This window comes from Legionella sp. JM-2024 (assembly GCF_055389095.1).
Map to the genome: position 1 here is coordinate 2,507,724 of NZ_AP039388.1, position 15,255 is coordinate 2,522,978.

Below are 15,255 nucleotides of genomic sequence, written 5' to 3' on the forward strand. Positions count from 1 at the left end.
TATTCTCAGAGAAGTCAAGTGTAAACACCTAAGACGCTACTGACAAAATCTGTCATGATCGTTCCTTATACTAGCAATGATTAATAAATAATAAGGAAAATAAAAATGTTCAGTGATCCTAATTTGGTTTTATTTTATGTGGATAACCCAGTAAAAAGTGAGAGGTTTTATAGGAATATATTAGAAACTCAACCAATCGAATCTTCACCAACATTCGTTATGTTTGTTTTAAAAACAGGACTTCGTCTTGGGCTATGGGCAAAAGAGACTATTGAGCCTCAAGTTACACGAACAGGAGGAGGTATGGAGCTGTCCTTCCAGGTCAACAGTAATGAAATGGTCGATGAGATGCACAATCAATGGTCTAATAAAGAAATTTCTATTATTCAATCCCCAACACAAATGGATTTTGGATATACTTTTGTCGCTGTTGATCCCGATGAGCATCGCCTTCGTGTGTTTTGCCTGAATCGAACGTAAACAATTGGAGTAATCGATATATCGTAGCTTGTAGTAAAGGGTGATCTTGGATTAATGTATGAAGCGAATAGGTCCTTCCCGCGCAGGCGCTGGGACGACAAAGTCTCTTTTGAGCCTTTATTCTTCTTACATCAATTTGAGGTCATGCCAGTAGTCAACAATTTTGAAGTTCCTCATATCACTTCTTAACCTACTATAAGCCACAATTACTATTGATAATTTAAATAAATATGTAAAATTTTAACTTATTTGCCTATATTTTGTTTTATAAGGAGATAAGATCATGGTATGGGACGCAACGATAACAAATGCTCTCTCTAATGCTACCCATGCCTTTTTTTTATTATTGTACTTAATAGGTGCTATCATTCATTACCTAAAAAAAGATCATACTTTTTCACTCTTGATTGTACTTTTTTTCTTGAATCTGTTTGTTCTCAAGGTTTTAGGAGTTTATGTCCATTATTACCCCTCTCATTTGCATTTACCACCCACCTGGATTGCCATTAGTTTGCTTGTAATTATGCTTAATTATCTACTTGTCCAGGCAATGCAAATGCCTGACATTTCCAGAGTCATCGTAGTATTTTTATCCATCCTTTTTACCTTCTTGTTCCTAACTCATGATGGAAATTATATTTACATTGCTCTTCCCGTGATGGTTGTATATTTGATTGCTACTTATTATTCACAGGCAAAAGTCAGGATTGGCTTTGCCATGGTTGTTGTATCAAACATCCTATGGATAGCCACAAGACATATTGAAAATTATATTGCTGGGCATGAAATCCCTTTGGAATATCGCTATGATAATGATGTGTATCATATCCTTTTAATTCTCTCTACTTACGTCGTCTACAAGGGTATTGCCGAAGGGCAATGGAAACATCCCAATTGAAAATACTTACCACAGAAAAAAATTGTGTTACATATTATCGGTCTACTCTAACTAAGACTTGAGGTTTAATAAATATTTTTTTATTTGCAGAGTAAAAATATAGAGCATGATCTAAAATTAATTTAGGCTACTAATCATCCGCAGAAAAATTATGAAGCAATCCGATTTGCCTTTTTTTTCTAAAGAATGGCAAAAAAAATACAAAAAGCTTAAAAAAAATAAGAAATTCCAACTATTTCAATTAATTTTAATCATCTATATTTTCCTCTTCGCTATTTTTCTAATGACATTTGTAGCTCAAACATTAGGCAAACAAGAAGCACGTTCCATATTGCTAGCCTCTGATAATGCCTTAGCAGGTTTCTCGGGAGGTTGGTTGTCTGCGGAGTTGGTTCAATCGGCCTCAATCATTGCTATTATGACCAGTATATTTCTTGGCGCCCATTTACTCGACTTAACACAGGCATTTTATATCATGCTGGGTTTGGTATTCGGTAATTCTTTTACACCGTTGTTAGCATCTGTTCTCTCCCCAAGAAAGAGATATGAAAGATTATATTATGGTTTTGAATTAGCTGTTGCAAATATTATCTATAATTTACATTTAATTGTTATCGTATTTATCCTGGAAAAGACAACACATTTTTACACTTATAGCGGCAAAATATCACAAGATTGGTTTGAAAGAATTCATTATCTGAAAAATATACCTGATCTCATTGGAATACTGGCTACTCCGCTTAAATTCATTTTGTTCATAGATTATTGGCCTCTGCTTCTCATTTTTATATTCAGTATCCTCTTATTTTTACTTTCCATGAATCAGTTTGGAGACTTGATGGCAAACTACTATGGGGGAGTAAAACGCGCGCAGAAAAAAATCCAAACCAAATTTAGTAGCGACTGGCAAATCTTCGGTTTTGGTTTAGTGATTTCATTAATGATTCCCAGTGCGTCACTTCTAGTCACAATTATCGTACCATTGGCAGTAAAGAAAATTATAACTCTTAGACAAGCCATTCCTTACATTATTGCTGTTAACATAAGTACGTATTTTGATGTACTTTTTGCTGGCTTTGCCAGTGGTAGACCAGGAGCTATTGCAGGTTCAGTTACCTTAATATTGATCTCTTTAACCGGTTTTCTTTTTCTTATTAAGGGTATAGGTGTCGGATCAGTACACATTGTAACTAAGCTCTTGACTCAAAAAATTCTGAAAGTACGCACAAGGCTAGAAATGATGTGGTTTGCTATTGGATACATATTAGTGCCTATATTATTGCTCTTATTAGCATTATTATTCTAATATTTTTCAGAATCACTCTACTTTGCAATAACATAGGGTTTTATCCGGGTAACAAAGTATCATCTTTCGGCGGCGGGGGAAGAGAACTAAATAAGGCAGTATATAGTAAAATAAAAAAAAGTAGCAGAAAAAGATAGAATAAAATTTTTGCTATTAAAGTATAAGTAGATTTTGAGTTGTTATACCAATACACACCAGAGCTAATTGCTATTGCTAAAAAAATAAAAGCCCAAATTAACATGATCAATCCTTATCAAGCTCTCGGCTTTATCTCAATATATTATATTCTAGTTTTTACTTGCCATTTTCATCTGCCCTGCATTAAGGGTAGCATATAAATAGATAGAATTTATTGAGAAGATGATTTAATTCTTTATTAAAAATTAGCGTTAAAAAGCTAAGAAAGAAGCATCGACCAAATTTTAAACATATTATCTTAATAATAGATTCTATAATTGATGATTAGTTCCTAAATTTCAGTAAGGATATTCATGATCAATAACAACTTATTTGAGCCAAAATTGATTGAAGCAACCCTTCAGGATTATCCAACAATTCAAAATATGGCACGTTTTTATGTTTATGATATGTCACGTTATTGTGGATTTATTTCAGGAGAATGGGCTTGTCCGGATGATGGCCTTTACGAAAGTTATGATTTCAAAATTTATTTCACTGATCCTGAACGAAAAGCCTTTCTTGTTAAGATTGAGAATGAACTCGCTGGCTTTGTTTTATTAAATAAAATTGGAACTCAACCTGTTGATTGGAATATGGGAGAGTTTTTCATTCTGGCTAAATTCCAGGGTAAAGGCATTGGTAAATCAGTTACACACGAGTTATGGCACACTCATCCAGGTCAATGGGAGATATCCGTTATTCCAGAAAACAATGTGGCTTTATCATTTTGGCGTCAAGCAGTTATGACCTATACTAATGGTCATTATAAAGAGCAGATAAAAATAGTGAATTATGATATTCACCAAACCAAACGAATTATTTTAAGTTTTAATACACAAAAAGATCATGTGCTTCCCATCCCTTCCACTGAAAAAGAACTTATTAAAATAGATTTTATTGACAGCATCACCGAGACTCTGGAAAAAAGAATGACAGAAGATCTTGTAGCCTCTGAACAAAATCATGGGATTGATGTGAATTATAAGCGTTTTTCAGTTGTATTAACTGAGAACGAAATACCTTGTGGTGTTATTAATGCATTTACAGCTTTTGCAGAAATATACATTGATGATATTTGGGTGGATAGCGCCTCTCGTGGTAAAGGATATGGCAGACGATTACTTCAAGCCCTTGAAAACCATTTTAAGGGGCAGGGATTTAATAATATCAATTTATGTACCAGCGCTTTCCAGGCTCCAGAGTTTTATAAAAAATGCGGATTTACCGCAGAATTTACGCGAATTAACGAACAAAATCCTAAACTTTCTAAAACTTTTTTCGTTAAATTTTTTGATGAAAAGAATCAAATTCAAGGATTAATTAGAAACAATAAGTAAAAAAATTGTCACTTTACAAATTGAATATAACTTTAATGAAATCTCTTCTGTTAGTGCCTATACTATATTTGCTGCTCGTTAAATTAAGGGACTGACAGATGAAATCCTTTTTACTGCTTCTGGTTATCCTTCTTAACTCATACTCATTCGCACAGACACTAAAGATTGGCACCACATCTTCATTCCCGCCATTTAGTTCTGCAGCAAATGAACAAAAAAATTTATTTGGCTTTGACATTGAATTAGTGGAAGAAATTTGTAAGCGAATTCATACTAAATGCACATTTGTAATATCAACCTACAATGATTTATTTATTCAATTAAAAAATGGCAAGATAGATCTTGCTGTTTCTGGTATCATCATAACGCCTGAGATGCAAAATCAATTTCTCTTTAGTATCCCTTACTTGAAAAGCCACGGAAGGTTTTTAACTTTGCAACAATCTAACATCAATAGAATTGATGATATTTTTTCCAAAAAGATAGGAGCTCGTAAAGGCACCCCCTTTAAAAATGCTGCTCTTGTATTATTTAAAAATAAAGTTAAGGTTCAAGAATACCCGTCTTTATTTGATCTGCTGATCGCATTAAAACAAAAAGAAATAGATGTTGCTTTTATTAATGATGAAGCAGCGGAATATTGGAACGCTAACGGTGGGAATACTTATAAATTGATTGATCAGAAAATACCTGTCGGTAATGGCTATGTAGTGATGACTAAGAAAGGACAAAATAAATTTGTGGCAAAAATTAACCAAGCCATCAAGAGTATCACCAGTGATGGAACTTTTTTGAAAATGTATAAACGCCATATTAAATAATATGTAGCCTTTAAAACCACAACAAATTTCATGGATGAATAAATCGGGATGGGATCGATATCCTTTTTCGATTATTTAGGTTCGTTTGTTTTAAGTGAAAAATCTTGTGGACTCAGGAACCAACGTTGAATATTTTTTTCTGAACGCTGATGATATTGACACCAATCTGTAATGATAGAAGAATCGATATCTTCAGGAATATCATGCACACCTTGAGACCAGTTTTTCTTTAAAAGCAATAAACAACCCAAATTATGCAGATAAAACTCAGGGTCTATAAAGATAATTGATGTGGGATCATATAGACAAAAATTAATAGGCTTTTTACCATACAACACGTCATGTTCAGTAAAATTGGGACCAAATTCATCATGAAGCCCTAAATTTCCCAAAATTTTGCCATCAAACCATGCTCTTGGATATTTGCTCATAATATCCTTGCCGCCTGTCGCAGTTAAGATAATATCGGCATTAGCTACTGCTTGTTTTATCTTGTCCAAATCATTTGGAAAAATGGCTTCAATACCAAGTTTGGCAGCCAAATCACATTGATGAGATGAACTATCAACTACAGTAACTTGTACTTGATGTTCGACACAAAAATAGGCCAACCCTCGCCCTATTTTACCAAATCCAAAGATTAGCCAGTTTTTAGTTGCCGGATCGATACCAGTAAGCTTTTGAATCGCATCATGCGAACTGTCAGCACAACCAAACACTGTCTCCAATTGCTTGGTCCGTGTGTGATCAATGCTAATAACAGGAAAATCAAGATCTCTGAGATCCCGATAATATTGATCTCCTGAACCAGTCAACTCGACTGTTCCTTTTAAAGGTCTTCCGAGTTTCTGATGAAGCTGCCCTCCGCAATCAAGATAGATATCAAAATCCTTCTCTCTTAAGATCTCAAAATTTTCAACATATGGAATCCCTGATTGACGTAAACAAGTAACAGCATCGGGATGTGCATTACAAAATGAGGAAGGATTGGTAACAGTTAACTCAGCACCAGCAGCAATCAAAGCTGTAATTTTTAACAGGGTATTGGGAACAAGGGGTACATGATGAAGTATTTTCACACCTTGCAGTGGTTTGCTTATGGTCCATTCATTCATTTGAAGATGCATAAATGGAGCGATTTGAGCATGATATATTTGAAAATACTGTAATAACTCTGGGGGCATAATTGACATCATATAGGATAAAATCGCATTACTATAATCCAACCCAAATAATAATAGTATTAATTAATAAAATATATTTTAATTCATGGGATTAAGGCTAGAAGTACTGATTGGGCCGTATAGGATTCGAACCTATGACCCTGAGATTAAGAGTCTCCTGCTCTACCAACTGAGCTAACGGCCCTCATTACCGACTAACAACTTACAAATAAATAGCAATAAGTATTGAATCTGTCAACTTATAAAAAGGTTATACGATGAAACTCTTTCAATTTAAACCATTAGCAGAGAATGATCTTGTTTTGTTATATCACTGGTTCAAAGAACCAACCATCAATAAATGGTATGCCAGAAATAAAAAATGGTCGCTAAAGGACATAAAAGCAAAGTACCAACCCAGAATCCTTGGCAAAGAGCATGTGCCAAGCTTTATTGTCTACTTAAACAACATTTCAGTTGGTTTCATTCAATATTATTTACTGAAAAATGATTTGCCTGAAGGAATTCATAGCTATATGAATCCTCTTTTTCAAAAATATAACCCGCATGATCTGGCAGGAATTGACCTCTTTATTGCAGAAAAATTCGCACGAAATAAAGGCTTGGGCGTCAATATGATCCATCAATTTATCGATGAATTCCTTATCAGGTTTCATGCTGTTGTGGTTGATCCTGAGAGCAATAATTTTCGGGCAATACGTTGTTATGAAAAAGCAGGATTTGTACAAACCATATTTAGTGAAGAAGAAAGTCATCTACTGATGATTAAACCATTCGCTTTGAGTGACGTTCCAACCCATGAACACCTATGAGTCATTAAAAAATAATTCACACTATTGATTATAATCTTCTTTTGAAGGATATTTATCAATAAAAATGAGTTTATATAAAATGATTAAACTGTTTGACGCCCATTTTCATATTATTGATTATCGTTTTCCTTTAGTCCCTAATCAATCTTACCTTCCCCCTGAGTTTACTGTTAAAGACTATCTACAAAGAACAACACTTCTAAATATTTGCGGAGGAGCTGTCGTCTCTGGTTCATTTCAGGCATTTGATCAGAGCTATCTCTTGGCTGCATTATCTATTTTAGGCCCAAATTTTGTGGGGGTCACTCAATTACCTGCCACAGTAAGTGATAACGAAATTATTCAATTAAATAATCAAGGTGTACGTGCTGTTCGCTTTAATCTCAAGCGTGGTGGCTCTGAGCATATCACCAAGTTAAAATATTTCGCTCATCGCCTTTATGAAATAGCAGGTTGGCATGTCGAGCTTTATATCAACTCCGATGAACTAGACGAGCTAACCGATCTGCTTTTGGAATTACCTGCGGTTAGTATTGATCATTTGGGATTGTCACAATCTGGATTTTCAAATTTACTCCATCTGGCGGAACATGGCATCAAAATTAAGGCATCGGGTTTCGGACGAGTTGATTTTGATATTAAAAAAGCTTTGCAGTCTATTGTTAAAATTAATCCTGATACCTTGTTATTCGGCACGGATTTACCTTCTACACGGGCGCAACGACCTTTTCTGGATACAGACATAAAATTAATCACCGATTTATTTGATGAACATTTGGCAGAAAAAATTCTATACAAAAACGCACTGGATTTTTATAGTAAAAATCGTCGTTAACATTCTTAGGGCAACCTAATAATTTACGCCTCATTACTAATAGAGCCCTCATCTACTTCTTAAGAAAACACTGAAGTAATTAATTAAACCAGCTGGATCAATTACATCAAACCAGCCTATATATTTTCATTGGCTTTTCTCGATGCTTAAGTACCACACTCCCAATCAATTCAGCCTTGATTTCCGGTAATTTTTTAAAAGCATCCTCTGAAATCAAGATACTTGAATTATAAGTTTTATTAAGCTGTTCAATATGAGCAGTAACATTAACCGCATCTCCCACAACGGTATACTCAAGTCGTCTTTTAGTACCTATTGTACCTGCTATCACATAGCCAAAATGTAGACCAATGCCTAGTTTAAGCCCAAATTTATTATTTTTTTTCGCTTCTTCTGAGCGTTTAATAATAGCCAATGCGGCTTGCACTGCATTAGCAACATCATTACCACTTGATATCGGCGCACCAAAAACTGCCATAAAGCCATCTCCTAAAAATTTATTAATAATGCCTTTATTGCAATGAATAATCTCAACCGCATATTCAAAAAAATTATTTAAATAATTAACCACTACCGACGGTTTATTTTGTTCCGAAAAATGGGTGAAATCTCGTACATCCAAAAACATAACACACGCAGGAAGATATTCACTGGCATTAGCATTTTTTGATAATAATCTGGAGGCAACTTCTGGAGAAACATGCTGACCAAAAATACTTTCAATTCTCTCCCGTTCTTTCTGAGCATTATAACTTGCAAACAGTTGCCTTTTGATCCGAGAGGTAATGAACGCCGTAACCATTCCGCCAATCAGCAGCAACATTCCTCGAGACACAAAGGCATACCAGGCAGTCAAAAAAGGTTCTATTCTGGAAGTATCAGTATAATTCAGAACATAATAAGAGAGGCTTAAATATTCAATTGCAGCGGCTATCCCTGAAAAGAGACATATTCGCTCACTTAATGTCAAGGCAGAAAGCACAATGAAAACATAATAAGCCAATAGAGGTGGCATTAGAAGAAGGTATAAAGGTATTAGGTAGTGCATCATGATGATAATCAACACAGTGGGAATACTCACTTCAATAAAAGCATTAAAATAGCGTATCAATATTGGCAAAGTTTTCTTATGATTGAGATATTGATTAATTACTTTACGCACTAAAAAAAAATAACAGGCAATCAGTCCCAAATAGCCTGGTATTATTACAACAGATGTGTCTTCTCCCATGAGTTTGTAATATTTTTCAGGAGAGTGGGCTATAAATATTGTCCACATTAAAGATAATAAAGTAAAAACAAGCGCAAGAATCGTCGTTCTGAGCCTTTCACTCTTTAATATTTCCACTTCCAGGAAGTTTTTATCCATTTTTGCAATCTTCCTCTTATTGATTTCATTTTAGACTGACAATTATTTGTTATCCATAAAAAAGGCAATATTGTTAATTTTTAATCCAAATTAAGGGTAGGTAAAAGGTAATAGTCTTTTTTTGTCAAAAAATAGCGCGATTTTATTTCCCGCTCTATCCGCTCCCTTATGGTCGCGGCTCGGTTTACGTTTTAATCCGAGCCGCGACCATAAGGGAGCGGATAATAATAAGTGTCGAGTTTTTCTTTTGGAGATATATCAAATTAAGTGCAGAAAAAATTATCTCTCTCAAATGCTGCCTGCATTGAGATAACGTCTAGTTCTTGAATGTAACAATGCCAAATAATGAGTATTTATCCGTGAGAATCTTAAGAGGATAGTAAAGCTGTCACTTCAGCAGCTATCGCTAATGAGGAAGTTAAACCAGGTGATTCAATACCAAACAGATTGATAAGACCTGGAATGCCATGATCTTTTGGCCCTTGGATTATAAAATCGACACCAGGTTCATCAGGTCCTGATATTTTAGGCCGAATTCCACTATAGGCTGGTGTCAATGATTTATCTGGCAAACGGGGCCAATAACGACGAATCGCAGAATAGAATTGATCTGCTCGCCTGGGATCCACACTATAATCAACTCTATCAACCCACTCGACATCCGGACCAAAACGAACTTGCCCGGCGAGATCTACTGTGACATGCACACCAAGACCACCTGGTTCAGGAATTGGGTAGATTAAGCGCGAAAATGGTGGTTTTCCAGAGAATGAAAAATAATTACCCTTAGCATACAGTTCAGGAGGAATCCTTGCGGCAGGAAAGCCATTTATCATCCGAGCGACAGTTGGGGCACGAAAACCAGCACTATTAACAAGGATTTTCGATGCTACGGTTGTTTTCCCCACCTTCAATTTAAACCCTTGTTTTGTAATTTCTCCTTTCTCTAAAGCACTATTGAGAGCAAGCATAACACCGGCCGTTTCTGCGTCTCCCAAATAAGCGAGCATTAGAGCATGGCTATCCAGAATGCCTGTTGAGGGAGAGTACAGTGCTGCTACGCATTCCAGTTCTGGTTCCATCTGCATAACATCTTTTGGGCTAATTTCCATAATATCAGCAACACCATTAGCCAAGGCTCTTGTCTTAATTGCATGTAAACTTTCTATCTGCAATTCCGAGGTGGCAACTACCAATTTTCCACAACGATGAAAAGGCACATTGTGTGACTGACAATAATCATACAAAAGACGTCGCCCTTGAACACAAAATCTAGCTTTAAGGGAACCGGTTGGGTAATAAATACCAGAATGTATCACTTCTGAGTTACGTGAACTCGTTTGAGTTCCTATAGCATTTTCAGCTTCAAGAAGGAGGACTTCATGCCCCGACAGTGCGAATGCTCTTGCTATAGCTAATCCAACGACTCCAGCCCCAACAACAACACATTCTATACTGTCCATGGGCAATTCTCCTGTTAATAAATCTATTTTAGCAAAACCACTCATTACCATTTGAACATTACTCAACAAAATATTCGTAGGCAAATAGAATTTGGTAGAAAGTAACAGCCGATTAAGCAGAATCCGTGTTTATAAGCTAAACTAAGCTTATCCATTGGATCATAAATCACCACTGCATTAATCATTAGAGATAGACAACAATGAATAAAATATTTGCAATGGTTGTCAGCCTATTGGCTATCTTGATTATTCCTGTCCTTACTTCCTGTAGCTCAGAATCCAGTAAGCCCACAGGGCAAATTCTTGCAGAAGTTGATGTCGCTTTGCCGGTAAAAAAGAAAATTGTAGAGTGGGATGAATACACCGGACGATTTCAAGCAGTAGAAGAAGTGGATGTTCGCGCACGAGTAACAGGCTATTTAGAAGCAATTAAGTTCAACGATGGCCAGATGGTAAAAAAAGGAGATACTCTGTTCGTTATCGATCAGCGTCCTTTCAAATACGCTTTAGCAAGAGCAGAAGCTCAATATGTATTGGCTAAAGCGCAATATGAACGTGCCCTGAAACTACAAAAAGAGAAATTTATTTCAGCGGAGGTCATTGACCAAAGATTTCAAGATTTACAAGTTGCTGAAACCAAAGTTCAAGAGGCCAAATTGAATTTGGAATTTACCGAAGTCAAAACGCCAATTAGCGGCAAAATAAGCCGTGATTTCGTGAGTGTTGGTAATTTGATCCGCATGAATGACACGATATTGACTAAAGTAGTTTCTGTTGATCCCATTTATTTTTATTTCGAGACAAGTCAAAATGATTTGCTCAAATACATACGTCTTGATCGAGCAGGCAAAAGAGTCAGCTCAGAGAAAAAACCAACTCCAGTTCTAATTAAATTGCCTGATGAGAAAGATTATATTCATCAAGGAGAAGTGGATTTTTTAGATAATGTGATTGATACAGGAACAGGAACTATTCAGGCCAGAGCGCTTGTCCCTAATCCGGATGCCGTAATTTATCCTGGTTTATTTGGGCGTGTGAAGTTGGTAGGAAGCGGGGAATATGAAGCGATTCTACTCCCTGATAAAGTAATAAATACGGATCAAGCACGCAAATTTGTGTACATTGTTGATAAACAAAACAAAGTGAAGCGAGTTTATGTGGAATTAGGGCCTCTACGCGAAAGTGGATTTTACATTATTCGAAGTGGGTTGAAAGGTAATGAACATGTTGTAATTAATGGAATTCAACGAATTCATGTGCCGAATCAAGAAGTTAAACCTGTTATGATGAAATTGACTGAAAATTAAATCCGTTACGTTTTGTAATTTTATTCATTGAAGTCAATATAGGTTTGATACGGCTTAAGGTATGCAAGTGTCTACACGTGCCAACCACTAAAAGGATTTATTGGATGAAAATAGCCCTTTTCTTTATTGATAGGCCAATATTTGCAACGGTGATTTCTATCATCATTGTTATGGTGGGGGTATTGTCTTATTTCAATTTACCAGTAGAGCAATATCCACAAGTAGTTCCTCCTACGATTCAGGTTCAAGCCTCTTATCCTGGAGCTAACGCAAAAATAGTTGCCGACACTGTAGCGACCCCTATTGAACAGGAGATAAACGGCGTAGAAAACATGTTATATATGGACTCCCAATCCACTGATGACGGACAAATGCGCCTGACAATAACCTTTAAACTTGGGACAGATCTCGATCAAGCTCAGGTATTGGTGCAAAACAGAGTAGCTGTTGTTGAACCCAAACTACCAGAGGAGGTACGTCGCTTAGGGATTACCACCAATAAAAACTCTCCTGATTTGATGCTGGTAGTTAACCTGTACTCACCAAATGGCCAGTATGATCAGACATACATTGGTAATTATGCGGTCTTGCATATACGCGATAAAATCAGACGAATTGAAGGGGTTGGAGATGTGCGTGTATTTGGAGCCAGTGAATATGCCATGCGGATTTGGATCAATCCCGATTTAATGAATACTTACAATTTAACTGCCAATGATGTTTTAGCGGCCGTTCGAGCCCAAAATGTGCAGGTTGCCAGCGGTACACTTAATCTGCAACCCCAAACAACCCAATATGGCTTCGAGTACCATATTGAAACCAAAGGAAGATTGGTTAAAAAAGAAGAATTTGAAAATATTATTGTCAAATCAGGCGAAGATGGACGTATTGTTCGCTTAAAAGATATTGGCCAAGTTGAGTTAGGCGCACAAAATTACCTGAGCAAAGGTTATTTAGACAAGTATCCTGCCGTCGCATTGCCTATTTATCAACGACCTGGAACCAATGCATTAGCAACCGCTCAGGAAATCATTGCTACTATGAAAGCAATTGCCAAAGATTTTCCACCTGGGATCACTTATGAAATCGCCTATAATCCTACCTTGTTTGTTCAACAATCCATTGATGCGGTATTTCATACTATTTACGAAGCTATTGCCCTGGTTGTGCTAGTGATTTTAGTTTTTCTACAAACCTGGAGGGCTTCTGTCATTCCAGTGGTGGCTATTCCAGTATCCTTGATAGGAACCTTTGCTGTTATGAATGTCATTGGATTTTCATTGAATTATCTGACCCTGTTTGGCTTGGTTCTGGCCATTGGCATTGTGGTTGATGATGCTATTGTTGTAGTTGAAAATATGGAACGTAACATCCAGGCTGGTATGAATTCTCGTGATGCTGCCAGAAAAACTATGACCGAGGTGGGATCAGCATTGGTCGCTATGGGGATGGTTTTAATTGCCGTGTTTTTACCTACAGTCTTTTTAGGGGGAATTTCTGGACGATTTTATCAGCAATTCGGGACTACTCTTGCAGTCGCTACCGCTATTTCCGTGTTTGTCTCCTTAACTCTCACTCCTACCATGGCGGTATTATTACTCCGATCCCATCATGAAACATTAGAAAAGGAAAAAATTGCATGGTGGAAAAGACCAATTTACGGTTTTTTACATGGATTTAATCGATTGATGGAGGGATTTTCCCGCCAGTATGGCAAACTAGTTGCTAACCTTACTCGTAAAACAGCGTTCATGCTCGTTGCTTATGGTGTTTTTATTTCGATCACATTACTCCTTTTTGTTTATGTACCGCGTGGTTTTATTCCTCGACAGGACCAAGGATATTTTATTGTTGCAATCCAGTTACCAGCAGGAGCCTCATTGGCTCGTACTGATGCTGTGATCAAAAAAGCGGTCAATAAAATTTTAGCGATTCCGGGAATTGCTCATACCGTTAGTTTTACAGGTTTTTCCGGCGCCACCTTTACTAATTCATCCAATGCCGGAGCAATTTTTACTCCCCTGCTTTCATTTGAAGAGCGAAAACGTATGGGGATAAATTATAACGATATTCTTGGTCGATTAAGACAAGAATTAAGTACAATTAAAGAAGCCATTGTCGTGGTAATTCCTCCTCCACCAGTCCGTGGTATTGGAAATGCAGGCGGTTTTAAAATGATGCTTCAGGACAGAGATGGGCGAGGAACTGACGTATTAATGGAAGCTGCGGAGACAATGATCAATGCCGCCAATCAAGCCAAAGCCACCACGTCGGTGTTTACTTTTTTTGAAAAGTCGACACCACGTCTTCACTTGAAAATTGACAGAGAGAAGGTTGAACAACTCAACGTGCCCTATGCTAATGTCGTTGAAGCTCTGGAAGTTTTCCTTGGCTCCGTATTTATTAACGAATTCAATTATCTTGGTCGAACTTTTCGTGTTATTGCGCAAGCCGATGCAGAATATCGTCATACGGAAGATGATATTTTACGAATCAAAGTCAAAAGTAATAACGGTGATATGGTTCCTATTGGTTCGGTTGCGCAAATAGAAAATACCGTTGCTCCATCGCGCATGCCTCGTTTCAACCTCTACCCTGCCATTGATTTGCAGGGGGACGTTTCCCCAGGATACAGTTCTGATGAAGCATTATCTACTATGGAAAAACTGGCTCGAGATAATCTTCCAGATGGTATTGGTTATGAGTGGACAGAGATTGCTTATCAACAGAAAATGGTAGGTAATACAGCAATAATGGCCTTTACTCTAGGTGTAATTTTTATTTTCCTTGTGCTAGCTGCTCAGTATGAAAGTTGGACTTTGCCTTTAGCCGTTATATTAATCGTACCAATGTGCATCTTTTCCTCCATGCTTGGAGTTAAAATTCTTGGTATGGAGAATAATATCATGACCCAAATTGGTTTTCTGGTACTGATTGGTCTTGCTTCGAAAAATGCCATTCTGATTGTTGAATTTGCCCGCCAACTTGAAAACAGAGGTTATAATCGCTGGAAGGCTGCCATCCAGGCGGCAAGACTCCGTTTGCGGCCAATTCTGATGACATCTTTCGCTTTTATCCTCGGTGTTTTTCCCTTGATTATCGCTACAGGAGCAGGTGCTGAAATGCGACGTGCACTTGGTGTTGCTGTATTTAGTGGGATGTTAGGAGTGACTTTTTTTGGTTTGGTGTTTACACCCTTATTTTATGTTTTGATTAGTCGCATTGGAAAATCTAAAAAGAAATTGGCCAAACCCTAAAACTAA

At 36.9% G+C, this 15,255-nt stretch carries 13 protein-coding genes and 1 tRNA gene; 9 read left to right on the forward strand and 5 right to left on the reverse strand.

From position 1 onward, the window contains the following. The first annotated feature begins 105 nt into the window (after window positions 1-105). From ACZ5EK_RS11020 to ACZ5EK_RS11030, 3 genes are all read left to right on the forward strand, one after another. Window positions 106-480, forward strand: coding sequence for a VOC family protein (locus tag ACZ5EK_RS11020; protein ID WP_464429607.1), 375 nt, complete (start codon window positions 106-108; stop codon window positions 478-480). A gap of 283 nt (window positions 481-763) precedes the next feature. Then, window positions 764-1,378 carry a hypothetical protein gene (locus ACZ5EK_RS11025; protein WP_464429608.1) on the forward strand — a complete coding sequence of 205 codons (615 nt, stop codon included), beginning with the start codon at window positions 764-766 and terminating at the stop codon, window positions 1,376-1,378. A 151-nt stretch (window positions 1,379-1,529) separates the two neighbouring features. After that, window positions 1,530-2,684, forward strand: coding sequence for a hypothetical protein (locus ACZ5EK_RS11030; protein ID WP_464429609.1), 1,155 nt, complete (start codon window positions 1,530-1,532; stop codon window positions 2,682-2,684). A 40-nt stretch (window positions 2,685-2,724) separates the two neighbouring features. Here ACZ5EK_RS11030 and ACZ5EK_RS11035 read toward each other — a convergent pair whose 3' ends face one another. Continuing rightward, complete coding sequence (locus ACZ5EK_RS11035) at window positions 2,725-2,925, reverse strand: DUF1328 domain-containing protein (RefSeq protein WP_464424506.1); 201 nt, start codon at window positions 2,923-2,925, stop codon at window positions 2,725-2,727. A gap of 250 nt (window positions 2,926-3,175) precedes the next feature. Between ACZ5EK_RS11035 and ACZ5EK_RS11040 the strand changes: the two genes are divergently transcribed. After that, the gene (locus ACZ5EK_RS11040) at window positions 3,176-4,201 is read left to right on the forward strand and encodes a GNAT family N-acetyltransferase (protein WP_464429610.1); all 1,026 of its coding nucleotides are present in this window, start codon (window positions 3,176-3,178) and stop codon (window positions 4,199-4,201) included. A gap of 98 nt (window positions 4,202-4,299) precedes the next feature. Then, complete coding sequence (locus ACZ5EK_RS11045) at window positions 4,300-5,022, forward strand: transporter substrate-binding domain-containing protein (RefSeq protein WP_464429611.1); 723 nt, start codon at window positions 4,300-4,302, stop codon at window positions 5,020-5,022. Between the two features lie 71 nt (window positions 5,023-5,093). Here the strand turns inward: ACZ5EK_RS11045 and ACZ5EK_RS11050 are convergent, their stop codons facing one another. Both ACZ5EK_RS11050 and ACZ5EK_RS11055 read right to left on the reverse strand, forming a co-directional pair. Next, the gene (locus ACZ5EK_RS11050) at window positions 5,094-6,206 is read right to left on the reverse strand and encodes an NAD-binding protein (RefSeq protein ID WP_464429612.1); all 1,113 of its coding nucleotides are present in this window, start codon (window positions 6,204-6,206) and stop codon (window positions 5,094-5,096) included. Window positions 6,207-6,317: 111 nt separating this feature from the next. After that, window positions 6,318-6,390, reverse strand: a tRNA-Lys gene (locus ACZ5EK_RS11055). A 73-nt stretch (window positions 6,391-6,463) separates the two neighbouring features. Here ACZ5EK_RS11055 and ACZ5EK_RS11060 point away from each other — a divergent pair. Beyond that, on the forward strand, window positions 6,464-7,018 hold the full coding sequence (locus tag ACZ5EK_RS11060; protein ID WP_464429614.1) for a GNAT family N-acetyltransferase: 555 nt from the start codon (window positions 6,464-6,466) through the stop codon (window positions 7,016-7,018). A 79-nt stretch (window positions 7,019-7,097) separates the two neighbouring features. Beyond that, window positions 7,098-7,853, forward strand: coding sequence for an amidohydrolase family protein (locus tag ACZ5EK_RS11065; RefSeq protein WP_464429616.1), 756 nt, complete (start codon window positions 7,098-7,100; stop codon window positions 7,851-7,853). A 106-nt stretch (window positions 7,854-7,959) separates the two neighbouring features. On the opposite strand, the gene ACZ5EK_RS11070 is transcribed toward ACZ5EK_RS11065, so the two are convergent. Together ACZ5EK_RS11070 and ACZ5EK_RS11075 are read right to left on the reverse strand one after the other, a co-directional pair. After that, window positions 7,960-9,222, reverse strand: coding sequence for an adenylate/guanylate cyclase domain-containing protein (locus ACZ5EK_RS11070; RefSeq protein ID WP_464429618.1), 1,263 nt, complete (start codon window positions 9,220-9,222; stop codon window positions 7,960-7,962). 368 nt (window positions 9,223-9,590) lie between these two features. Next, window positions 9,591-10,685 carry an NAD(P)/FAD-dependent oxidoreductase gene (locus ACZ5EK_RS11075; protein WP_464429619.1) on the reverse strand — a complete coding sequence of 365 codons (1,095 nt, stop codon included), beginning with the start codon at window positions 10,683-10,685 and terminating at the stop codon, window positions 9,591-9,593. Between the two features lie 200 nt (window positions 10,686-10,885). On the opposite strand from ACZ5EK_RS11075, the gene ACZ5EK_RS11080 reads away from it, so the two are divergent. Next, a complete protein-coding gene (locus ACZ5EK_RS11080; RefSeq protein WP_464429620.1) occupies window positions 10,886-11,992 on the forward strand; it encodes an efflux RND transporter periplasmic adaptor subunit in 1,107 nt (368 codons plus the stop codon). Window positions 11,993-12,096: 104 nt separating this feature from the next. Further along, the gene (locus tag ACZ5EK_RS11085) at window positions 12,097-15,249 is read left to right on the forward strand and encodes an efflux RND transporter permease subunit (protein WP_464429621.1); all 3,153 of its coding nucleotides are present in this window, start codon (window positions 12,097-12,099) and stop codon (window positions 15,247-15,249) included. Window positions 15,250-15,255: the final 6 nt, after the last annotated feature.